The organism is Streptomyces sp. V4I2, assembly GCF_030817655.1.
Classification (GTDB): domain Bacteria; phylum Actinomycetota; class Actinomycetes; order Streptomycetales; family Streptomycetaceae; genus Streptomyces; species Streptomyces plumbiresistens.
Genome location: NZ_JAUSZM010000003.1, coordinates 9,615,637 through 9,635,178, shown reverse-complemented (window position 1 = coordinate 9,635,178; position 19,542 = coordinate 9,615,637). Strand labels below are relative to the sequence as shown.

General features: G+C 72.1%; 22 protein-coding genes and 1 pseudogene. 7 read left to right on the top strand and 16 right to left on the bottom strand.

The window, feature by feature from the left end; translation table 11 throughout:
• The first annotated feature begins 188 nt into the window (after positions 1 to 188).
• On the top strand, positions 189 to 1,334 hold the full coding sequence (locus tag QFZ76_RS45005; protein ID WP_307679118.1) for a hypothetical protein: 1,146 nt from the start codon (positions 189 to 191) through the stop codon (positions 1,332 to 1,334).
• An 80-nt stretch (positions 1,335 to 1,414) separates the two neighbouring features.
• Here the strand turns inward: QFZ76_RS45005 and QFZ76_RS45000 are convergent, their stop codons facing one another.
• On the bottom strand, positions 1,415 to 1,906 hold the full coding sequence (locus QFZ76_RS45000) for a hypothetical protein (RefSeq protein ID WP_307679117.1): 492 nt from the start codon (positions 1,904 to 1,906) through the stop codon (positions 1,415 to 1,417).
• 215 nt (positions 1,907 to 2,121) lie between these two features.
• On the opposite strand from QFZ76_RS45000, the gene QFZ76_RS44995 reads away from it, so the two are divergent.
• From QFZ76_RS44995 to tgmB, 3 genes are all read left to right on the top strand, one after another.
• Positions 2,122 to 2,427: a YkvA family protein gene (locus tag QFZ76_RS44995; protein ID WP_266451404.1), complete on the top strand. Its 306-nt coding sequence runs from the start codon at positions 2,122 to 2,124 to the stop codon at positions 2,425 to 2,427.
• 118 nt (positions 2,428 to 2,545) lie between these two features.
• Positions 2,546 to 2,737, top strand: coding sequence for a putative ATP-grasp-modified RiPP (tgmA, locus tag QFZ76_RS44990; RefSeq protein ID WP_307679116.1), 192 nt, complete (start codon positions 2,546 to 2,548; stop codon positions 2,735 to 2,737).
• A 16-nt stretch (positions 2,738 to 2,753) separates the two neighbouring features.
• Positions 2,754 to 3,737, top strand: a complete 984-nt coding sequence (tgmB, locus tag QFZ76_RS44985; RefSeq protein WP_307679115.1) for an ATP-grasp ribosomal peptide maturase — start codon at positions 2,754 to 2,756, stop codon at positions 3,735 to 3,737.
• Between the two features lie 7 nt (positions 3,738 to 3,744).
• Here the strand turns inward: tgmB and QFZ76_RS44980 are convergent, their stop codons facing one another.
• The gene (locus tag QFZ76_RS44980; protein WP_307679114.1) at positions 3,745 to 3,972 is read right to left on the bottom strand and encodes a hypothetical protein; all 228 of its coding nucleotides are present in this window, start codon (positions 3,970 to 3,972) and stop codon (positions 3,745 to 3,747) included.
• A 127-nt stretch (positions 3,973 to 4,099) separates the two neighbouring features.
• Complete coding sequence (locus tag QFZ76_RS44975; protein WP_307679113.1) at positions 4,100 to 4,570, bottom strand: hypothetical protein; 471 nt, start codon at positions 4,568 to 4,570, stop codon at positions 4,100 to 4,102.
• Between the two features lie 194 nt (positions 4,571 to 4,764).
• Between QFZ76_RS44975 and QFZ76_RS44970 the strand changes: the two genes are divergently transcribed.
• Positions 4,765 to 5,739: a GlxA family transcriptional regulator gene (locus QFZ76_RS44970; RefSeq protein ID WP_307679112.1), complete on the top strand. Its 975-nt coding sequence runs from the start codon at positions 4,765 to 4,767 to the stop codon at positions 5,737 to 5,739.
• Positions 5,740 to 5,766: 27 nt separating this feature from the next.
• Here the strand turns inward: QFZ76_RS44970 and QFZ76_RS44965 are convergent, their stop codons facing one another.
• The 4 genes from QFZ76_RS44965 to QFZ76_RS44950 all read right to left on the bottom strand — a co-directional run bounded on the left by QFZ76_RS44965 (position 5,767) and on the right by QFZ76_RS44950 (position 9,139).
• Positions 5,767 to 6,021 carry a DUF5133 domain-containing protein gene (locus QFZ76_RS44965; RefSeq protein WP_307679111.1) on the bottom strand — a complete coding sequence of 85 codons (255 nt, stop codon included), beginning with the start codon at positions 6,019 to 6,021 and terminating at the stop codon, positions 5,767 to 5,769.
• Positions 6,022 to 6,168: 147 nt separating this feature from the next.
• Positions 6,169 to 7,935, bottom strand: coding sequence for an ABC transporter ATP-binding protein (locus tag QFZ76_RS44960; RefSeq protein WP_307679110.1), 1,767 nt, complete (start codon positions 7,933 to 7,935; stop codon positions 6,169 to 6,171).
• Between the two features lie 125 nt (positions 7,936 to 8,060).
• The gene (locus QFZ76_RS44955; RefSeq protein ID WP_307679109.1) at positions 8,061 to 8,606 is read right to left on the bottom strand and encodes a hypothetical protein; all 546 of its coding nucleotides are present in this window, start codon (positions 8,604 to 8,606) and stop codon (positions 8,061 to 8,063) included.
• A 41-nt stretch (positions 8,607 to 8,647) separates the two neighbouring features.
• Positions 8,648 to 9,139, bottom strand: a complete 492-nt coding sequence (locus QFZ76_RS44950) for an ATP-binding protein (RefSeq protein ID WP_307679108.1) — start codon at positions 9,137 to 9,139, stop codon at positions 8,648 to 8,650.
• A 280-nt stretch (positions 9,140 to 9,419) separates the two neighbouring features.
• Here QFZ76_RS44950 and QFZ76_RS44945 point away from each other — a divergent pair, with 280 nt between their 5' ends.
• Positions 9,420 to 9,650 (top strand): DUF397 domain-containing protein, encoded by a 231-nt coding sequence (locus tag QFZ76_RS44945; RefSeq protein WP_307680312.1) that lies wholly within the window; start codon positions 9,420 to 9,422, stop codon positions 9,648 to 9,650.
• Positions 9,651 to 9,760: 110 nt separating this feature from the next.
• Positions 9,761 to 10,678, top strand: coding sequence for a helix-turn-helix transcriptional regulator (locus QFZ76_RS44940; RefSeq protein ID WP_307679107.1), 918 nt, complete (start codon positions 9,761 to 9,763; stop codon positions 10,676 to 10,678).
• Positions 10,679 to 10,748: 70 nt separating this feature from the next.
• Here the strand turns inward: QFZ76_RS44940 and QFZ76_RS44935 are convergent, their stop codons facing one another.
• The 9 genes and pseudogenes from QFZ76_RS44935 to QFZ76_RS44895 all read right to left on the bottom strand — a co-directional run.
• On the bottom strand, positions 10,749 to 11,567 hold the full coding sequence (locus QFZ76_RS44935; protein ID WP_307679106.1) for an SAM-dependent methyltransferase: 819 nt from the start codon (positions 11,565 to 11,567) through the stop codon (positions 10,749 to 10,751).
• Positions 11,568 to 11,668: 101 nt separating this feature from the next.
• Positions 11,669 to 12,526: an aldo/keto reductase gene (locus tag QFZ76_RS44930; RefSeq protein ID WP_307679105.1), complete on the bottom strand. Its 858-nt coding sequence runs from the start codon at positions 12,524 to 12,526 to the stop codon at positions 11,669 to 11,671.
• A 242-nt stretch (positions 12,527 to 12,768) separates the two neighbouring features.
• Positions 12,769 to 14,040, bottom strand: a complete 1,272-nt coding sequence (locus QFZ76_RS44925) for an ABC transporter substrate-binding protein (protein WP_307679104.1) — start codon at positions 14,038 to 14,040, stop codon at positions 12,769 to 12,771.
• A complete protein-coding gene (locus tag QFZ76_RS44920) occupies positions 14,037 to 15,155 on the bottom strand; it encodes a branched-chain amino acid ABC transporter permease (RefSeq protein WP_307679103.1) in 1,119 nt (372 codons plus the stop codon). The genes QFZ76_RS44925 and QFZ76_RS44920 overlap by 4 nt, the downstream gene beginning before the upstream one ends.
• Positions 15,148 to 16,044, bottom strand: a complete 897-nt coding sequence (locus QFZ76_RS44915; protein WP_307679102.1) for a branched-chain amino acid ABC transporter permease — start codon at positions 16,042 to 16,044, stop codon at positions 15,148 to 15,150. Before QFZ76_RS44915 ends, QFZ76_RS44920 begins: the two co-directional genes overlap by 8 nt.
• On the bottom strand, positions 16,041 to 16,856 hold the full coding sequence (locus QFZ76_RS44910) for an ABC transporter ATP-binding protein (RefSeq protein WP_307679101.1): 816 nt from the start codon (positions 16,854 to 16,856) through the stop codon (positions 16,041 to 16,043). The genes QFZ76_RS44915 and QFZ76_RS44910 overlap by 4 nt, the downstream gene beginning before the upstream one ends.
• On the bottom strand, positions 16,853 to 17,659 hold the full coding sequence (locus tag QFZ76_RS44905) for an ABC transporter ATP-binding protein (protein ID WP_307679100.1): 807 nt from the start codon (positions 17,657 to 17,659) through the stop codon (positions 16,853 to 16,855). Before QFZ76_RS44905 ends, QFZ76_RS44910 begins: the two co-directional genes overlap by 4 nt.
• A 172-nt stretch (positions 17,660 to 17,831) precedes the next feature.
• On the bottom strand, positions 17,832 to 19,103 hold the full coding sequence (locus QFZ76_RS44900; protein WP_307679099.1) for a CdaR family transcriptional regulator: 1,272 nt from the start codon (positions 19,101 to 19,103) through the stop codon (positions 17,832 to 17,834).
• A gap of 133 nt (positions 19,104 to 19,236) precedes the next feature.
• Positions 19,237 to 19,490: pseudogene (locus QFZ76_RS44895) on the bottom strand (response regulator transcription factor); the annotation flags it as partial.
• Positions 19,491 to 19,542 lie beyond the last annotated feature (52 nt).

Sequence of the window (19,542 nt, the reverse complement as noted above, 5' to 3'; positions counted from 1 at the left end):
ACTCCTTCTCACGCGATACGGTCGGCCGCTGTGCTCCTGCCCACGATCGCCGACGATCCACGTGACCGCAGGCGGGAACCTCACCGCCGGACACCGCGCGTGTCCACGGGCCGGACCCCCGGTTGATCTCCACCCACCCGCCGCGACGATACTGAAACTCGCACCCGCCCCCACTCACAGATGGATCCATGCCAAGCTCCCCCACCGACCGTCCCACCACCCCCTCCACCGTCTGGGCGGCCCGCGGCCGCCATGCCGGACCGGACGCTGACGACGTCCTCCGGCACCATCTGCGGCGCCTGAAGGACGAGGACGCCCTCGACGCCTTCCAGGAACTGCCCGCGGCCGAGGACTCCCCTGAGCGGATCGTCGAGGCCCGATGGCGGGTGCCGGGCGAGGTGACCGTGCGCGCCCGGCTGACGCTCGTACCCGCAGAGGACGACAACTCCGAGTGGACGCTGGTGGCGGAGGCGGAACAGCCGTGGGACCAGTCGTGGCCCTCTCCCGCCACCCTGTTCTGGCCCGACACGCCGGACGCGGTCTGGGACCACGAGGCCTTCACCGGCCTGCCCTTCCGGGACCTCACTCCGCTGCCCTCGGACGACAAGGCCATACGGCGCCTGTTCAAGGAGGCCGTGCGCGGCTGGGCCGTCCACGTGGTCGTCCACGAGGCCATGACCACCGACGCCCGTGGCCGCCGCCCGCTGACCCGGTGGCTGCCGCCGGGCCTGCGGCACCGGGTGGTCGAACACCGGGCGGCCCCGGACCAGCTGCGGGTCGTGAACTGGGCCCTGCGGAGCCTCGGGGTCGAGGTGCCGCGCGGCGGGGCCGTGGTCCTGCCCGGGCATCCGGTGCCGCCCGGCTACGACCGCGGCGACTTCGCCGTCCGCAGCGTCTTCCTCGACGGCTCGGAACCGACCGAGCTGATCGAGACCGTGACCCGTTACGCCGTGCTGCCCAAGCCCCTGCCGGACGGCGCCGACGAGGCGCTCACCGCACTGCGGGAGCAGTGGCAGTTGCTGACCCCGGAGGAGGAACTCGCCCGGGAGCGCGCTCTGGTGGCCATGTACGCCGAGGCGCTGGAGGCCATGACCAGGTCCCGGGACCTGTACCGGGAGGCCGCCGAGCGGGCCAACGAGGCGCTGGCCGCCTACCGCGAGGCCGTGCCGGGCCCGGCATCCGAGGGGCCGGTCGGTGCGCCCGCCGGATCGCCGTTCCAGCAGCTGACCCGGACCTTCGAACGCCTCAAGGGCTCCACCAAGACGCTGCGCCCCACCCGCGCCGAAGGCGACGGCCAGGACCCGCCGGACACGCCCGGGCGCGAGGTCGGCTGACGAACGGGAGACGGTCGGCGTCGGGCTCCGGGGCGAGGCGTTCCGCGTCCGTGAGGGGTGCGCGGCGGGTGGGTTCGGGGTCAGTCGGCGACGCGGCTCGCCCCGGCCATCTGCCGTTCCGCCGGGACGCTCCGGTGGGACTGCGGCACCGCCAGGCGGGCGAGCAGGGCGGTGAGGGCGGCCAGGGACGCGCACACGGCGGCCGTACCGACGAGCCAGTCCGGGGCGAGGGAGAGGTCCATGGCCCGGGAGAGCCCCGCCGAGTGGAACCGGTTCTCGAACAACTGGGCCGCGGCCACCCCCGCCGGCACCAGCACCGCCGCGACGAGCACCGGCACGGCGGGCCGCATCGTCAGCAGCAGCCCCAGGGCCAGGCAGAGAACCGACACGCCGAGGGCGAAGCCGTAGACGCGCAGGGACTCGCCGTCCCGGTGCGGCGGGAAGCCGAGCAGTCCGCAGACGACCAGGGCGAGCGCGGCGAGCCGGGCCGGCCAGGACGTCGGCCGCAGGGTCTGGCCCGGGGCGCGGGCGGCCCGCGGACCGGCCAAGTGGTCTGATGGACGGATCGTCATCCTCGGCTCCAGGGGAAGGATGCGGTCGCTCCTGCGCCACCGATGTGCGATGGGCGACGTTACGGTGACCAATTACTAGGCGCCTCCGGCGCCGCGTGCCACTCGGGTGACCCACAGGTATGAGCGCCGCGTTCGGCAGGCCATACCGGGGCCGTAACCGGGAATCCGACAAGGGACGGGCGCGCACTGCCGCCCGCTGGAGGAGGGGGCGGGCCGTGGACTCGACCACAACGGTGATCGTCGTCGCCGCGGTACTGGCGGCTCTGCTACTGGCCGTCGCGGTGACGCTATTGGTGCGGCTGGTGCGGGCCCGGCGCAGTCTGCGGCGGGCGGGACTGCCGACCGGGCCGCGCTGGGTCTTCTGGGGCGCGCTGCTGTACTTCGTGCTGCCGACCGACCTGTTGCCCGACCCGGTGTACCTGGACGACATCGGCGTACTGCTCCTGGCGCTGCGCACCCTGCGCGCCTCCCCCGGCGGACGCGAGCAAGAAGTCCGCCCGGGCCATGACTACGCACCGTAAGGAAACCAATCACCCGTTCGATTCGTATAAGTCTCTGGAAGCCCGAGGAAGTCGGCGGACCGAGCGAGGCCGCGGGGCGACCGTCGTTTGATCGAGCAGTACCGGCGAGGGAGAGACGATGGAACCGTTCGCGCTCAACTACGCACGTCCGGCAGCGGAGTTGGAAGCCACCACTCCGTACGTCTATGACTCCGGACTGCAGTTGAACGTGCTTTTCGACGGGCGGATCGCCGCCCGCGACCACGGCCTGATGAGGGAACTGGGGACCACGACCTCCACCGCGGGCTCCAAGACGCACTTCGACGACTGAACGCGGTCCGTCCGATATGACCGTGTTGATTCTGACCAGCGAAGAGGACGTGACCGCCGACATGGTGGTCGTGCACCTCAACGCGACGGGGGTTCCGGTGGTGCGGCTCGACCCTGCCGACCTGACCGGCAGGGTGGCGCTGTCCGGCGAGTTCGTGCACGGCGCGTTCCGGGGCCATCTGTCGTCCGGGGGGCGCCTCGTGAGCATCGACGGGCTGCGGTCCATCTGGGTGCGCAGGCCGGGCGTCCCGGCCGCGCGGGCGGCCGCGCCCTCCGCCTGGCTGACCGAGGAGGCCTCGCAGGCCCTCTACGGCATGCTTCGTGGCTGCGGCGCGCGCTGGATGAACCATCCCGACGCCGCGCGCCGGGCCCGCCACAAGCCCTGGCAGCTCCGGCTCGCGCAGCGCTGCGGGCTGCCTGTGCCCGCCACGCTGATCACCACGTTTCCGCAGGCCGCCCGTGAGTTCGCGGATCGCTACCCGGACCTGGTGGTCAAGCCGGTGTCCGGTGCGCATCCGCAGGACCCGCCCCGGGCGGTGCCGACCAGCCGGGTCGCCCCGGACACCGACTTCTCGGCCGTCGCGTTCGGTCCGACGCTGTTGCAACGGCGGGTCGCCAAGCGGGCCGACATCCGCCTGACCGTCGTGGGCGAGCGGATGCTGGCCGCGCGCAAGGCCGTCGCCGAGGACGCGGACCCCGACGCGGTGGACGTCCGCTTCGCGCAGAGCACCGCGCCCTGGCGTCCCGTCGAGGTCCCGCCGCGCGTCGCCGCGGCGGTCCGGGCGTACCTCAGTGACGCCGAACTGGCCTACGGCGCTTTCGACTTCGCGGAGGACGCGGACGGGATGTGGTGGTTCCTGGAGTGCAACCAGTCGGGGCAGTTCGGCTTCGTCGAGGTGGACACGGGCCAGCCGATAGCCCTCAGCGTCGCCGAGTGGCTCGCCCGACCCGGCCCACAGCCGCGGGCCCGCGTCAACGGCGTCGACTCGGCGGTGCGCTGAGTCCGGGTCAGTAGGACCGCGGGCCGGGCAGGGCCGCTCGCTGCCAGCCCGCGCCCGGGGCGGCCTGACGGTCGGTGGGGAGGGAGGAACCGAGGGAAGGGCCGAGGGAGGACTGCAGCGGGCGCATGACGTACTCCAGCTCCCTGGTCACCCGCTCGGCCTCCCTGCGTACCTGGGCGGGAACGTCGCCGCGCTCCGCGACGAGCCGGTCGTAGATGGGGGAATCCTGGAACACCCGTCAACGCGCCTTTCGTGTCATGGCCCATGCACTTGGGCACGACTGTCGAGTGTAGGCGCCCCCACACACCGACACGCACATTCCGTTGGAGGGCTTGACGTCAACGCCGGTTGCCGTTAGCGGCTCAGGCCCCGGTCGTGGAGCCGGGCCGGACGATCATGAGGACGGTGACGGTCGCCCACAGCAGGTTGAAGACGCCGGTGAACATGGCGAGTTGGACCGTGCCGCTGCGCTCGACGGCCCTGTGCTCGGTGAGCTCGCCGAGGAGTTCCTCCTGGCGGGGCAGCACGAAGGCGACCAGGACGCCGGCGGCCGCGGCGGTCAGGGCCATGGACGTGGTGAGCCAGCCGTCGCCCAGGACGCCCATCGCGGCCGCGGTGGCGAATCCGAGGAGGGGGACCGCCAGGCCGATGCCGGAGTAGACGCGGCAGATGCGGTGCAGCAGCCGTACGGTGCCGATCCCCGCCGCGTCGGGTCGGTCCGCGTCCACCCGGACGCGTCTCGCGGCGGGCGGGAACATGCTGGCCGCGACGGTGACGGGGCCGACGGCGACGATGGCGGCCAGGACGTGCAGGGTCAGCAGGAACTTGGTCATCGGGTGGGGTGCCCTTCGGTGCTGCGGTCGACGGTGCCCGCCCAACCTAGGAAACCTGCGAGTGATCACACAGGGGCGGAAACGACAGGTTCCAACGGATTCCCGCCAACGCCCTGTTCAGGGGCCCACCCGGGCGGCTTCCTCGCTCAGCAGGAGTTTATGGCCCTGGCGGGAATCCGCCTATCGTGGCGGTCATGCACACTGTGGCGATTCTGGCTCTCGACCATGTGGTGCCGTTCGACATGGCGGCGCCCATGACGGTGTTCGACTGGACCCGGCTGCCAGACGGGCGCCGTCCGTACCGGGTGCGCCTGTGCGCGGAGTCACCAGAGGTGCGTTCCGACGGTGGTTTCGGCCTGCGGGTCGAGTGGGGGCTTCAGGCGCTGGCGGACGCCGACACGATCATCGTGCCGGGCTGCTCCGAGGAGGCCGGGCCGCCCTCCGCCGCCGTACTGGCGGCGCTGCGGAGGGCCGCCGAGGCCGGGACGCGGATCGCGTCCGTGTGCGTGGGGGCCTTCGTGCTGGCGGAGGCCGGGCTGCTGGACGGGCTCGGCGCCACCACGCACTGGGTGGCCGCCGACGCGCTGGCCCGCCGTTTTCCGCGCGTCGACGTGCGGCCGGACGTGCTGTACGTCGACAACGGGCAGATCCTGACGTCGGCCGGGGCCGCCGCGGCCATGGACATGTGCCTGCACATGATCCGCCGGGACCTGGGCTCGGCCGTCGCCGCGCACTCCGCCCGGATGTCGGTCATGCCGCTGGAACGGGAGGGCGGGCAGGCCCAGTTCATCGTGCACGAGTTCCCGCCGGTGCCGCGGGGCTCGACCCTCGAACCGCTCCTGGAATGGATCGAGGACCACCTCGCCGACAAGATCACCCTGGCGGTGCTGGCGGCCCGCACGGGAATGAGCGAGCGCACCTTCAGCCGTCGGTTCCGCGAACAGACGGGCACCACGCCCTTGCAGTGGCTGCTGCGGGCGCGGGTCCGGCGTGCCCAGTACCTGCTGGAGAACAGCGACCACCCGGTGGAACGGATCGCGCGGCAGGCGGGGTTCGGTTCGCCCACCGCGTTCCGCGAACGGTTCCGCCGGGTGGTCGGCACCACCCCGCAGGCCTACCGCGCCGCCTTCCACGGAAAGACGGACGCCGTCCCGGCGGCACGCTCCTAGCCGGCCGGCCGCCGGGACGGTACGGCCTCACACCGCGAGCCGCAGACCGTTCTCCCCGTCCGGGTCGGTGGTGGCCGGCGTGCGCCCGGCCTCGGCGAGCAGGGCGTCCGCCTTGCCGACCGCGTCATGGATGTCGGTGGTGCCCATCATCACGCACAGCGTGTAGCTGACGTCCTCCAGTTCCCGTGCCGTGGCCTCCCTTTCCCTCTCCGCCTGAGCGATACGCAGCGATGCGTAGCGAGTCAGCAGCTTCCTGACGACCTTCGGGTCCGGAACGAGCACGTAGCGCCCCTCTCTCGATTTTTCGCTGCGTATGCCCGAACAGCGCAAGACCATTCGTGTTCGGGGCCATTGGGGGCGCATTTGGCGGGATTTTGTTACGTTCCGGCGCACGACCCGTGTGCGCGGCAGTCCGCGGCTCGTGCGCCGTCAGGCGACCTGGCCGCTGTGCAGTGCCGTGTACGCCCCTCCCCTGCGCAGGAGTTCCTGGTGCGTGCCGATCTCCTGGATGCGACCGTCGCCCATCACCACGATGCGGTCCGCGCCGCGCACGGTGGACAGGCGGTGCGCGACCACGAACGTGGTGCGGCCGGTCAGCAGCCGAGCCAGCGCCTCCTGGACCAGCGCCTCCGACGTGGTGTCCAGCGCCGAGGTGGCCTCGTCGAGGATCAGGACCCTGGGGTCGCGGATCAGGGCGCGGGCGATGGCCAGGCGCTGCCGCTGCCCGCCGGAGAGGCGGGCCCCGCGCTCGCCGACCAGGGTGTCGAGTCCTTGCGGCAGCCGGTCGACGAACTCCAGCGCGTTGGCGTCGCGCAGAGCGGCCCGCACCGTCTTCTCGTCGGCGTCGTCCATGCCGTACGCGACGTTCTCGCGGATCGTGCCGTCGAAGAGGATCGACTCCTGCGGCACGACCGACACGAAGCGGCGATATGTGCGCAGGTCGAGGGTGTCCATGTCGGTGCCGTCGAGCAGCAGTCGTCCCGAGGTGGGCCGGATGAAGCCGATGACGAGGTTGAGGACGGTGGACTTGCCCGCGCCGGACGCGCCGACCAGGGCGATGGTCTCGCCGGCCGCGACCGACAGGGTGAAGTCCCTTACGGCGGGCCGACCGCTGTCGTACGCGTGGCCGACGCCCTCGAAGGTGACGGCGCCGCGCAGCGCGATGAGTTCGGCCTTGCCCGCGTTGTCCTCCAGTTCGGGTGCCTGGAGGACCTCGCCGACCGAGCGGACGGACTCAAGGCCCTTGGTGATGACCGGGGCGAGGCCTGCCAACGTTGTCGTGGAGTTGGTGAGGGTGGTCAGGAAGGCGCTGAGCATGACGACGTCGCCGGCGGTGACGCCCCAGACGCGGTAGTACGAGACCAGCGCGGCGCCCGCGAGGACGAGCACGCCGACCACGTTGAGGACGACCCAGGACAGCGAGCCGAAGCGGCCGTTGACGAGGTCCAGGCGCATGCCGGAGGTCAGGACCCGGTGCAGGGTGCCGTCCATGCGGCGCAGCGCCTTGCCCTCCAGGCCGTGGGCGCGGGTGACCGGGATGAGCCGGGTCATCTCCGTGACCTGTGAGGAGAGGGTTTCCACCTCGTGGCGGAAGTGCTCGTTGTGGGTGCGCAGCCGGGACCTGAGGCGGGCGACGACGAGGGCAGCGGCGGGCACGACGACGAGGAAGACGGGGACGAACTCCGGTGTGCGGACGGCGATGATGACCAGGCCGCCGACGAGCACGGTGGTGGCGCCGAGCCCGGTCTCCGCGGTCTGCTGCACCATCTGTTCGACGGTTTCGACGTCGCGCACCACCTTCGCCTGCAGCACACCGGCGCTGACGCGGGAGTGGTAGCCGATGGAGAGCTGCTGCATGCGCGTGCACAGCGCGGACCGCAGCCCGGTGCCCATGCGGCGCACGCTGCCGTACAGGAGGCGGACGTAGAGGATGTGCAGCGGGTAGTTGACCAGCAGGATGAACAGGATGATCCCGGTGCTCGTCCAGAGTTCGGAGATCGGCCGGTGCTCGACGACGGTGTCGATGATGGACGCGGTGATCAGCGGCAGCAGCCACACGGGGCTGTGCTTGACCGTGAAGATGCCGACCGCCGCCGCCAGGCGGCGGCGGTCGGCGTGGAACAGGTAGGCGAGGGTGCGTATCGGGTGTTCGCCTCGGTAGCGATGGTCGAGGGGTCTCTCGAGCGACGACGCCATCGGCGGTGGTCCTTCCCGGTTTCCGTCCTTGGGGCAAGCGCTTTCTTCCCTTGCCGACCCGGACTACACCGGGCAGGGGAAGGCGCTTGCGGCCAGCGGACGGTCGCGAGTTCGCGGACCGGTCGTCACTCGCCGAGCGCGCGGGCCAGTTCCGTGGTCGCCCGGGCGATCTCGGTGTCCTCCTCGGCCATGAGCCGCCGCAGGGCGCCGCGCCGGTCGCGGACGGCCTGCCGCGCCTCGCGCTCCCACACCACGGGGTTCTCGCGGTGGTTGAGCAGCTTGGGGTAGACGGCGGCCGTGGACTCCCACTGCCGGGCGTCCGCGATGCTCCTGAGCAAGTGGATGATCTCCGCGCGGCAGGTCACATGGGGAAGCTGGGCGAGTTCCCACAGGAAGGGGACCGTGGCGGCGGTCGCCTGCTCCACCACGAAGCCGTACTGGCAGATGCGCATCCGCAGGTCGGCGAGGGCGGCCCGGGCGGTTTCGGGGTCGCCCCAGGCGACGCTGCTCAGGAGCAGGGGGATGGCGGCCGCGCAGCCGGTGGAGTCCTTGATGTCCCGCCACGGCACCCGGTCCAGCGCCATGAGGGGCGTGGTCCTGGCCACTCCGGTCGGCGGCAGGTGGTCGTCGGTGCGCTCGGTGCTCGGTCGGTGCGTCGGAGCGGTGCGCATGGCGTGGGGCCTTTCCGCGGCGGTCATGTCGGACGGTGGTCTCAGGGGGGAGGGCAGGTCGACAGCCTGGCCCAGACGGTCTTGCCGGCCGGGGGCTTGGGGGTCCAGCCCCATTCCTCGGCCAGGGCGTCGACGATGCACAGCCCTCGGCCGTACTCCCGCAGGTCGGTGGCGTCGGCGCCGGTGAACTCGGGCACGTTGTCACCCGGGTCGGAGACGGTGAGCACCACGTGCGCGGGGTCGAGCAGGAGCCCCAGCCACACCTCCGTCTCGCCCGCGGGCGCCCGGGGCGCCGCGTGGGCGACGGCGTTGGCGGCGAGTTCGGTGATCACGAGGACGGCGTCGTCGCTGTGGTGGTCGAGGGACCAGCAGCGCAAGGTGTCCCGGGTGAAGGTGCGGGCCAGGGCGAACCCGTCCCCGCTGCATCTGATGCGCAGCGCGGCGGAGTCCGTGGCCTCACCCGGAGGCGTGGGCCTCAAGGCCGGATGTTCACCGAGGTCCACCGGCCGGAGCCGCGGCGGAAGACCGGTCATGTCCGCTCCACCTGCTCCCGGCGCAGCCCGACTCGGCTCCCTGAGTACGTGGTTCGCAGGTGACGACACGGCATCTCCCTGATGCGACGTCAAGACGGGGCGTCTCCCCGGGGGTTGACGCCACAGCTATTATCCACACTGAAAGCGCCCGCGTGCAATTGCACGAGAAATTGCACGAAAGTCGGGTGGGGCGGGAGGGGCCGGTGACATCCGGCCCGGCCCACCCGGGCAGCCGGGCACAGCGCCCGGCGCAAGGAACGTGAACAGCAAGGAGAATGCGGTGCCACCAGTGCAGAACGGAGTGCGGGCCAGCTCGTTGGACGCCCGCTGGATCAAGAGCCGTCACAGCAATGCCGAAGGCAACTGTGTCGAAGTGGCCACTCTGGTCGACGGGGGCATCGCGGTGCGCAACTCCCGTTTTCCCGACGGACCGGCGCTTGTCTACACACCGGCCGAGGTGGCGGCGTTCGTCGCGGGTGCCAAGGAGGGTGAGTTCGACCATCTGCTGTGAGGTCCGGGGCGGAGAGGGTCCAACTCCCTTGCGTGTACGGACGGATGCGCTGCGAGACGATGGAGTGCGATAATGTAAGTCGTCTCTATGCCGGTTCACTGGGAGTCTGGATGTCCGCCGATTCGCAGCGCATCTCCCGACTGCAGCCGTATCTGGACCGGTCCGAGCCGGCTCCGACCCTGCTGAAGATGCTGGTCGGCGTGCAGTTGGCCGGTTTCCGCGAGGACGCCGGGCTCGCTCAGGAGCAGGCGGCGCGGGCCCTTGGGTTCAGCGCCGCGAAGCTGTCCCGCATCGAGTCGGGCAAGGGCCGCCGGCCTCCGGCCGAGGGCGACGTCCGCGCACTGCTGGAGTTGTACGGCACCGAGGAGTACGAGGCCTCGGTGTTGCTCAAGTTGCTGCAGCGTGCCGGTGAGCCCGGCTGGTGGCAGCGTTACGACAAGCGGTTGATGCCCGAGTGGTTCGACCGGCTGGTCGGCCTCCAGGAGGCGGCGGCCGCGATCCGTACGTTCGAGATCCAGTACGTTCCCGGCCTGTTGCAGACCCCGGACTACACGCGGGCGGTGGTCGAGCGCGGTCTGCCCGCCGCGGCCTCCGCCGAGGTCAGGCGGCGCGTGGAACTGCGGACCCGGCGGGCGGAGTTGCTGCTGCGCGCGGACGCCCCGCAGCTGTGGGCGATCATCGACGAGTCGGCTCTGCTTCGGGTCATGGGCAGCAAGGACGTGATGCGGGCGCAGCTGGAGCACCTCGTCGAGATGGCCCAGCGCCCCAATGTGACCGTGCAGATCGTGCCGTTGGACGTCACGAACGCCTCGGCGCCGTCCATCCCGATCACCTATCTCCGCTTCGGCGGCCTGGATCTGCCCGACGTCGTCTACCTCGAGCACATCAAGAGCGCCAACTTCCTCGAGGACCAGGACGAGACCGAGGAGTACCGGCTGGCGCTGGACCGGCTGGCCGACGAGGCGCTCGAACCGCGGGCCTCGCTGGAGCTGCTGCGCGAGACGATGGAGCGACGCTACGGCGTCTGAGACCGGGCACCGCATGGCAACGCCCCTCACGGGGATGTCTCGTGAGGGGCGTCTTCGCGGTCTGCCGGGATCAGCGAATGCGGCCCACGCCGCCGAACTCGATCCACTCGTGGGTGAGCTGACGGGGTGCGACCTCGGAGTCCGGGCGCCAGGTGGAGACCTCGACCAGGCCGGGGTCGAGGATGTCCAGGCCCTCGAACCACTCGGCGACGTCCTTCTCCTCACGCACCCGGCCCCAGTGGCCCTGGGTCGCCTGGTCCATGAAGTCGGTGACGAACTTACGGACCTCGGGGTCCTCGCTGACCAGCTGGCACATCACCATGTAGCTGCCGGGCACCAGCCGTTCGGCCACGCGGCGGGCCACGGCCAGGGGACCGTCCGTCTCGCTGTCGGGGATGCAGTGCATCACCGAGTTGAAGAGCACGGCGACCGGCTGGTCGAAGTCGATCAGCCGCTGCGTCTCGGCGTGCGCGAAGATCGCGTCCGTCTCCCGCATGTCGGCGTGGATGACGGCGGTGCGCTCGTCCTGCTCCAGCAGGGCGCGGCCGTGGACCAGCACCATGGGGTCGTTGTCGACGTAGACCACGTGTGTGTCCGGGTCGATGCGCTGGGCGACCTGGTGGACGTTGTCCTGGGTGGGCAGGCCTGAGCCGTGGTCCAGGTACTGCCGGATGCCGTGCTCCGCCGCCAGCGTCTTGACCACGCGCTGGAGGAAACGCCTGTTGTTCACGGCCAGCCGGCGCGTGCTGGGCACGACCTTGTCGAGTTCCTCGCACGCCGCCCGGTCGGCCGCGTAGTTGTCCTTGCCACCCAGGTAGTGGTCGTACATGCGCGCGGCCGTGGGTACCGTCGCGTCGATCGACGTGGACAGCTTGTTACCGGTCTCCATCGTTCCCCCAGCTTCGTGCCACGCCAACTGGCCTGGCAGGGCAGGGAGTCCATCCTAGAGACCGGACGTTCGCGGATGCCAGTCCGCGCCCGCACCCGGTCTCAGGCGGCGTCGAGTTCCGCGAGTTCGTCCGTGGTGAGGACGAGGTCCACGGCGGCCGCCGAGTCGCGGATCGTCTCGGGGCGGCTCGCGCCCGGGATCGGTACGACGACCGGCGACTTGGCGAGCATCCAGGCCAGGCACACCCGCTGCGGGCTCACCCCGCGCGCCTCGGCGATCGTGGCGAAGGCGGCGTGGGCGGAGCCCAGCTCACCCGCGCGGGAGATGCCGCCGAGCGGGCTCCAGGGCAGGAAGGCGATGCCGAGTTCGTCGCACAGACGCAGTTCCGGCTCGCTGGAGCGGAAGGCCGGGGAGAACTGGTTCTGCACGGCGACCAGCCGGCCGCCGAGGATCTCGTTGGCCAGCCCGATCTGTGCGGGGTCGGCGTTGGAGATCCCCGCCATGCGGATCTTCCCCTCGTCGAGGAGGTCCCGGATCGCGCCGACGGACTCCGCGTACGGCACCCTCGGGTCGGGGCGGTGGAACTGGTAGAGCCCGATGGCCTCCACGCCGAGCCGGCGCAGGGAGGCCTCGCAGGCGTCCTTGAGGTGCCGGGGGCTGCCGTCCAGCGTCCAACTCCCGTCCCCGGGGCGCAGATGGCCGCCCTTCGTGGCGACCAGGACGTCCCTGCCCCGGTCGTGGGAGGCGAGGGCCTTGGCGATCAGGGTCTCGTTGTGTCCGACGTCGTCGGCGTGCAGGTGGTAGGCGTCCGCGGTGTCGATCAGGGTGATGCCGGCGTCGAGGGCGGCGTGGATCGTGGCGAGGGAACGGGCCTCGTCCGGGCGTCCCTCGATCGACATGGGCATGGCGCCCAGGCCGATGGCGCTGACGTCGACGTCACCGATGCGGCGAGTGTCCATGGGTTCGTGACCTCTTTCGGCTGTCGCGCGGTACTGAGCCGTCCGACGCGCCTGTGGACCGGGGTGCGCGGCGGCGCCGGACGCCCTCCAGCGTCGCCGGACCGAGCCCCGAAGGTCCAATAGGAGAACGAGAACGGATTCAGCAGCCGGGGCGCTGAATCCGTTCTCGGTCAGGAGCTACGCGGGGTGCGGTAGCTGTCGGTAGGTCAGGAGCTACGCGGGGTTCCGCAGCTGTCGCAGGGTCAGGAGCCGCTCGACTTCAGGTACTCCTCGACTCCCGGGGCGCGGTGCGCGTCCTCCACGCCCACCAGCCCGCCGACCGCCTTCGGGTCGGGCCGCAGCACGTAGGTGGCCAGGCTCGCGGGCCGGGCCACGTCCGAGAAGTCCTGCGGTGAGCCGAGGCCGGTGTCGGCGTTCTTCTGTGCACGGTGCGCCTTGACCACGTCCTCCCGGGCCAGGCTGCCCCCCTCACAGGCCTTCTTCAGGTCGGCGCCCAGGAGTTGGGCGGCGTTGTACCCGGACAGCACGCCGGAGTCGACCGGGGAGCCGGGGTACTTCTTCTGGTAGGCGGCGACCATGCTGCGTACCGCGGGCAGGTCGGAGCTGACGGCCGGGGCCGCACTCACGACGTGCAGCATGCCTTCCAGCGCGGCCGCCGCGGGCGTCTTCATGAGCTGGGGTGCGAAGCCCGGGGCGCTGCTGACGATCGGCACGCGCAGCCCTCGGGAGGCCGCCACCCCGGTCAGGGAGGCCGTCTGGGCCGGCCCCGCACTGATCAGCACCGCCTTTACGCCCGCCTTGCGCAGCGCGGACACCTGCGCGGACAGGTCCGTGTCGGTCGCCTTGATCTTCTGGTCGACGACCTTCATCCCCGCGCGCCCCGCGGCCCAGCGGGAGCCTTCGAGCGCGTTGGTCCCGTAGTCGCCCTCGAAGTACACATGGCCGATCGTGTCGCCCTTGCCCAGTTTCTTGGTGCGGGTGAGGAAGTCGACGGCGGCGATCATGTCGACGTCGTACGTGGTGCCCAGGACCTGCACGGAGTCCTTGCCGAGCAGGGAGGCCGCCCAGGCCTGCGGGAAGGTCAGCAGCTGGTCGCGCTCGATGTCGTCGAGGAGCGCGGCCACCACGGGCGACCCGATGACCTGCGGCAGCGCCACCACGTCCGCCGCGATGTCGGCGTACGCGGCGACGGCCTTCTGCACGTCGTAGCCGTGGTCCTTGACGACGATCTCGACCTTCCGGCCGCAGATGCCGTCCTTGGCGTTGGTCTCGTCGGCCCACATCTTCTGGGCCTGCACGATGCTCTTGCCGAGGGTGGCGTAGGGGCCGGTCAGGTCGGTCAGCGCGCCCAGCCTGAGGGTGCTGTCGGTGACGCCGGGGCCCGTCTTCACGCCGTCGGCGCCGTCGCCGGTGCTCTGGTCGCCGGCCTTGGTGCTGCAGCCCGCCATGAGCAGGGCCACGGCTGCGGCGGTGGCGATCCCGGTGAGGCGGTTCCTGTGGTGCTTGACGTTCACGGGGTGTGCTCCTTGGGTCGTACGGCTGGGGTGGGTTCCCGGGACGAAGTCGCGGTGGCCGGTGGACGTTCGAGGCGGCGTCGGGTGCGCAGGCGCCGGGTCAGGCCGCGCAGTCCGTCGGGTGTGTACAGCAGGACCAGGACGATCGCCGCGCCGTAGAGATAGCGGGCCGCCTCGGTCGGGCCGACCACGCCGTCCGCCGCCCCCGGTGCGGCGACCAGCGGCAGCTGGTCGGCGTAGCGGGTCATGAGCAGCGGCAACGCGGTGACGAAGACGGCTCCCGCGGTGGCTCCGGCCACGGAGCCGAGACCGCCGATGACGATCATCGCGAGGTAGTCGACCGAGAGCGCGAGGGCGAAGTAGTCGGGCACGACCCGGCGGAAGGCGAGGGCCAGCAGCACCCCGGCCAGGCCCGCGTACATCGAGGACACGACGAAGGCCGTCGAGCGGTACCGGGCCACGTGCACGCCCATCACCGAGGCCGCGGTCTCGCTGTCGCGCAGCGCCGTCAGGGCACGGCCGGGGCGTCCGCGCAGCAGGCCGCATGCCGTGAACCAGGTGAGGGCGAACAGTGCCAGGCCCAGGTACCACAGCCGTTCCGCGGCCCCGAACGGCACACCCAGCAGCACCAGTTGGGGATCACTGTCGGTGAAGCCCGGCAGCGGGGGGACCGAGCGGCCGTTGAATCCGCCGGTGACGGAGTCCGCAGTGAGCAGGACGTGGTGGCCGAGGAAGACGAGCGCGAGCGTGGCGACGCCCAGGTAGATGCCGCGCACCCGGCCGGCGACGGGACTGAACAGTCCGCCCGCCGCTCCGGCGAGGAGCACCGCCAGGACGAGGGCCAGCACGGGCGGCAGTCCCGGTCCGGGCTCGCCGGCCAGCCAGACGTATCCGTACGCCCCCACGGCGAGGAAGAAGGCGTGGCCGAGGGAGAGCTGTCCCGCGGTGCCGGTCAGCAGGCCGAGGCCGACGGCGCCGATGGCGGCCGCCAGGGAGAACAGGCCGATGCGCAGCCAGAAGGCGTCCAGGTAGAAGGGCAGGACGCACAGGAGGAGTAGGGGAAGGACTCGCCGTCCCCAGTGCAGCGCCCGGGTGCGGGCCGTGGGCTCAGACACGTGCCGCTCCCCTCGCGCCGAACAGTCCGGTGGGCCGTACGAGGAGCACCAGCACCATCACGGCGTACGGGGCGACGTCGCCGAACCCCTCGCCGAGGACGTGCAGTTCGGTCTGGTATCCCACGACGAAGGCCTCGGTCAGACCGATCAGCACACTGCCGGCGAGGGCACCGCCGGGTGAGGTCATCCCGCCGAGGATCGCGGCCGGGAAGGCCTTGAGGGCGATCTGGCCGGTGGTGCGTTCCAGCCCGGGCGCCGGGAAGGCGACGAGGAAGACGGCGGCCAGGGCGGCCAGGGCGCCCGCCAGGCACCAGGCGAGGGTGCGCACCCGCACCAGCCGTACGCCCATGAGGGAGGCCGCCTCCAGGTCCTCGGCCGCCGCCCGCAGGGACAGCCCCCAGGCGGTGTACCGGAAGAGGGCGAAGACCGCGCCGATGACCACGGCGGACACGACGATCGCGGCCAGCCTGCTGTCGGCGACGGTCACCGGCCCGAGGTCGTGCACCGAGTCGCCCCAGGGGTCGCCCAGGGACAGCAGGTCGCCGCCGATGCGCCGGGACAGGTCGGTGACCAGGACGATGTCGAGGCCGATGGTCACGATGGTCTGCACGTGGGCGGCGTGCGGATCCGGCTCGCCGCGCTGCAGCAGGAAGCGGTCGAGCGCTCCGGCCACGGCCGCCGTCACCACCACGGCCAGGGCCAGGGCGCCGGCGAAGCCGAGGTCGTCGTGCAGGACGGCGATCAGGTAGCCGCCGAGCAGGAGCAGGGAGCCGTGGGCGAAGTTCAGCACGCCCGACGCCTTGAAGATGACGACGAAGCCGAGGGCCACGAGCGCGTAGACCGAGCCGAGGGCGAGGCCGCTGAGGAGGTTGTCGAGGAGGCCGGTCATGCCACGTCCTCCTGCGGGGTCTCGGTGCCGAGGTAGGCGCGCAGCACCTCGGGGTCGCCGCGGACCTCGTCGGGTGTTCCGTGGGCGATGCGGCGGCCGAAGTCGAGGACGGTGACCTCGTCGGCGAGGCGCATGACCAGGCCCATGTCGTGCTCCACGAGGACGACGGACAGGCCGAGTTCGGCGCGGACGTCCCGGACGGTCTCGGCGGTGCGGGCGCGTTCGGCGGCGTTCATGCCGGCCACGGGTTCGTCGAGCAGCAGCACGCTCGGTTCCAGGCACAGGGCGCGGGCGAACTCCACCCGCTTGCGGTCGCCGTACGACAGCAGTGCGACCGGTGTGTCGAAGTGCCGTTCCAGGCCGGTGAGTTCGGCGATCTCGCGGGCCTTGGCGAGGTGCTCGCGCTGTTCGCGCACGGCCCGCGGCAGGCGCAGGGCGCTGGCCGCGAAGCCGGCGCGGGAGTGCACGTGGCGGCCGAGCATGAGGTTGTCGGCGACGGTTCCCTCCGTGGTGACGATGTTCTGGAACGTGCGGGCCACGCCCAGGGCGGCGATCCGGTGCGGGGCGAGCCGGGTCAGTTCCGCGTCGCCGAGCCGGACGGTGCCGGAGGCGGGCCGGCACAGGCCGGACAGGACGTTGAAGCAGGTGGACTTGCCGGCGCCGTTGGGTCCGATGAGCGCGTGCACCGACCCCGGGGAGACGGTGAAGGACACGTCGTCGAGCGCGGTGAGCCCGGCGAAGCGCACGGTGACCTCCTGCACCCGCAGTTCGGGGGGTTCGGTGGCCTGCGGACGTGGTGCGGAGGTGCTCACGCGACCCCCTGGCCGGCGTCGGACGGGTGGTCGGTGCCGGTCTCCTCGCCGAGGTAGAGGCGCCGCACCGCGTCGGTGCGGGCGAGTTCGTCGGCGGGTCCGGACAGCCGGATCTCCCCCACCTCCAGGACGTACGCGTGGTCGGCGAGCGAGAGCGCCATGCCGGCGTTCTGTTCGACCAGCAGGACGGCCGTGCCCTGGGCGTTGATCTCGCGGACGACCTCGGCGATCCGGGCCACCATCCGGGGAGCGAGGCCCAGCGAGGGTTCGTCGAGCAGGAGCAGTCGGGGGGCCGCCATCAGGGCGCGGCCGATGGCGAGCATCTGCTGTTCTCCCCCGGACAGCAGACCGGCGGCCTGGTGGGGGCGTTCGGCGAGCCGGGGAAAGAGCGTAAACACCCTCTCCCGGCCCTCGCGCACCAGTGCCGGGCTGCGCCGGCCGAGGCCGAGGCCGCCGCTGCGCAGGTTCTCGTCGACGGTGAGCCCGGCGAACACGCGTCGGCCCTCGGGCACCTGGACGACTCCGGCGCGGACTGCGGCGACGGGGTCCCGGCCGTCGAGGGCGGTGTCGCCGTAGCGGATCCGGCCGCCCGTGATCGCCCCGCGATGCAGCCGCAGGGTGCCCGACACCGCGCGCAGCAGGGTCGTCTTGCCGGCGCCGTTGGCACCGAGCAGGGTGACGACGCCGCCGTGCGGGACGGTCAGTGACACGGAGCGGAGTGCGGACAGGGCCCGGCCGTAGGCGACGTCGAGATCCTCGACGTGCAGGGCGGCGCGTTCCTCGTCCGGTGGGCTTGCGGGCATCGCGGCTCCTCGGATCCGTGCCGGGCGGCACGGGCTGCGGGGTAAGGGGAGCTCACGACAGCACGCGCGTCGGCCGCCGGTACAGGTCCTGGAGCCCGGTCGGGGCGCCGTCCCAGTGCCCGCCCGGTGAGCCTGTGCGGATGCCCAGGAGGTACGGGGACGGCGGGTGTCCTCAGTCGCGCAGCAGCCTGCGCGCGGTGAGGGCCAGGCTGATCTCCACCACGTCCGTCGGGCGGGCAAGCGAGCGTCCGGTCAGGTGCTCGCAGCGACGCAGTCGGTTCAGCACGGTGTTGCGGTGGCAGTAGAGCCGCTCGCCGGCCCGCTGCGCGGAGCCGTCGCAGGCCAGCCAGGTGGCCAGGGTCTCCAGGAGCACGTCCCGGTCCCCCGGCTCCAGGCGCAGCAGCGGGCCGAGCACCCGGTCGGCCAGCGCCCTGCCGAGTTCCGGGCTGGAGACGACGAGGGCGGCGGGGAGGTGGTCGGTCAGCCGGACCGCGCCGCCGCCCGCGGGACAGATGCGGAGCGCGGTGTCGGCCTGCCTGCGGGCGTCGCCGATGCCGGCCAGCCCCTCGACGACGCCGCCGACGCCGATCCTGATCCCCGCGCCGGGGCCGTCCGGCCGGGGCGCCGGCTCCGGCGGTTCGGTGGTGCCGACCAGGACGATTCCGTAGTCCACCTCCACGCCGGTGTGCCAGTGGACGCGCAGGCCGTCGGGCACCGCCGCGGCCCGGGCGGCGGCACATCCGGCGGGGTCCTCGCCGGCGACCGCGACGACGGCGTACCGCCCGTGTTCGGGCAGGTCCAGCACCTGGGCGGTCTCGGGCAGGTCGGCGATCCGGCTGGTGCCCTCGAGCAGGGCGGTGGCCAGCAGCCGTACCCGGTTCTCGCGGCGCCAGGTCAGCTGCCGCTCGACCTGCCGGTAGGCGTCCGCGACGAGGGTGCAGTGCTCGTCGACGAAGTTCCAGACGTCGGACGCCACGTGGACGAGGAGGCGTACGTCCTCGGGAGCGGTCCTGGAGGTCTCCTCGACCAGCCCCTGCCACACCAGCGACCCGCCGAGGCGGAACGCGTGCAGCAGGGCGTCCAGCGGCAGCCCCTGTTCGGCGCGGGTGGCGCCGATCTTCCACGAGCAGCGGCGGGCCGCGTCCCGGGCGCTGCGGGGGTCCAGCAGCGAGGTCACGCTGTGCCGCAGCGACCGCTGCACCTCCTGCCAGGTTCCGACGGGGTCGCTCTCCACCGCGGCCCGGTAGGCCGGTTCCTGCTCCTGCAGGACGGCCAGCAGCCGGTCGGTCAGCTCAGGCAGGTCGTCCAGCAGCACGCGGGCGGCGCGATGAAGGACGTGCAGCGCGTCGGCGTCGATCAACGACCGCACGCGCCGGGTGCGCGGCTGCGGGGCGGGCACCGGTCCGGGGCGGTGCGCTGGTCGTGGCCGTACGGCGTGGTGCATCACGGTCCTCCCCCACGTTCGGCGGCGCGGCAGCGCGCCCGCGGCGGACCACTCGCCGGTCCACGGCCCTTCTCGCGGCGCCTGCCACCCGAGGCGTCCTGCCCCGAAGGATGGCATACCGTCCGGTCGGTCCCTAGGGTCGTGCACCGGTCGGTTCCGTCTGTTCGACCATGCGCGCCAGTTCGACCCGGGAGCGCAGGCCGAGGACGGCGAAGACGTTGCGCAGGTGGTAGTCGACCGTGCGGGTGCTCACCGCGAGGCGCTGCGCCACCTCCCGGTTGGTGGCACCCTCGGCCACGTGGCGTGCGATGCGCGCTGCTGCGGTGTCAGGCGGGACAGGGCGTCCGTCCCGGTCGGGCAGGAGGCGGTCCCGTTCGCCCGCAGCTCCGCGGGCACTGCGCGGTCGGTGACACCCACGCATCCCTCCTACTCGCCGCGG

Coding starts and splice junctions, on each gene's coding strand:
- QFZ76_RS45005 (WP_307679118.1), top strand. CDS start 189: ATGCCAAGCTCCCCCACCGACCGTCCCACCACCCCCTCCACCGTCTGG.
- QFZ76_RS44955 (WP_307679109.1), bottom strand. CDS start 8,606: ATGCGCACCGCTCCGACGCACCGACCGAGCACCGAGCGCACCGACGAC.
- QFZ76_RS44915 (WP_307679102.1), bottom strand. CDS start 16,044: ATGACCGGCCTCCTCGACAACCTCCTCAGCGGCCTCGCCCTCGGCTCG.
- QFZ76_RS44960 (WP_307679110.1), bottom strand. CDS start 7,935: ATGGCGTCGTCGCTCGAGAGACCCCTCGACCATCGCTACCGAGGCGAA.
- tgmA (WP_307679116.1), top strand. CDS start 2,546: ATGGAACCGTTCGCGCTCAACTACGCACGTCCGGCAGCGGAGTTGGAA.
- QFZ76_RS44975 (WP_307679113.1), bottom strand. CDS start 4,570: ATGACCAAGTTCCTGCTGACCCTGCACGTCCTGGCCGCCATCGTCGCC.
- QFZ76_RS44940 (WP_307679107.1), top strand. CDS start 9,761: ATGTCCGCCGATTCGCAGCGCATCTCCCGACTGCAGCCGTATCTGGAC.
- tgmB (WP_307679115.1), top strand. CDS start 2,754: ATGACCGTGTTGATTCTGACCAGCGAAGAGGACGTGACCGCCGACATG.
- QFZ76_RS45000 (WP_307679117.1), bottom strand. CDS start 1,906: ATGACGATCCGTCCATCAGACCACTTGGCCGGTCCGCGGGCCGCCCGC.
- QFZ76_RS44900 (WP_307679099.1), bottom strand. CDS start 19,103: ATGCACCACGCCGTACGGCCACGACCAGCGCACCGCCCCGGACCGGTG.
- QFZ76_RS44950 (WP_307679108.1), bottom strand. CDS start 9,139: ATGACCGGTCTTCCGCCGCGGCTCCGGCCGGTGGACCTCGGTGAACAT.
- QFZ76_RS44930 (WP_307679105.1), bottom strand. CDS start 12,526: ATGGACACTCGCCGCATCGGTGACGTCGACGTCAGCGCCATCGGCCTG.
- QFZ76_RS44905 (WP_307679100.1), bottom strand. CDS start 17,659: ATGCCCGCAAGCCCACCGGACGAGGAACGCGCCGCCCTGCACGTCGAG.
- QFZ76_RS44970 (WP_307679112.1), top strand. CDS start 4,765: ATGCACACTGTGGCGATTCTGGCTCTCGACCATGTGGTGCCGTTCGAC.
- QFZ76_RS44935 (WP_307679106.1), bottom strand. CDS start 11,567: ATGGAGACCGGTAACAAGCTGTCCACGTCGATCGACGCGACGGTACCC.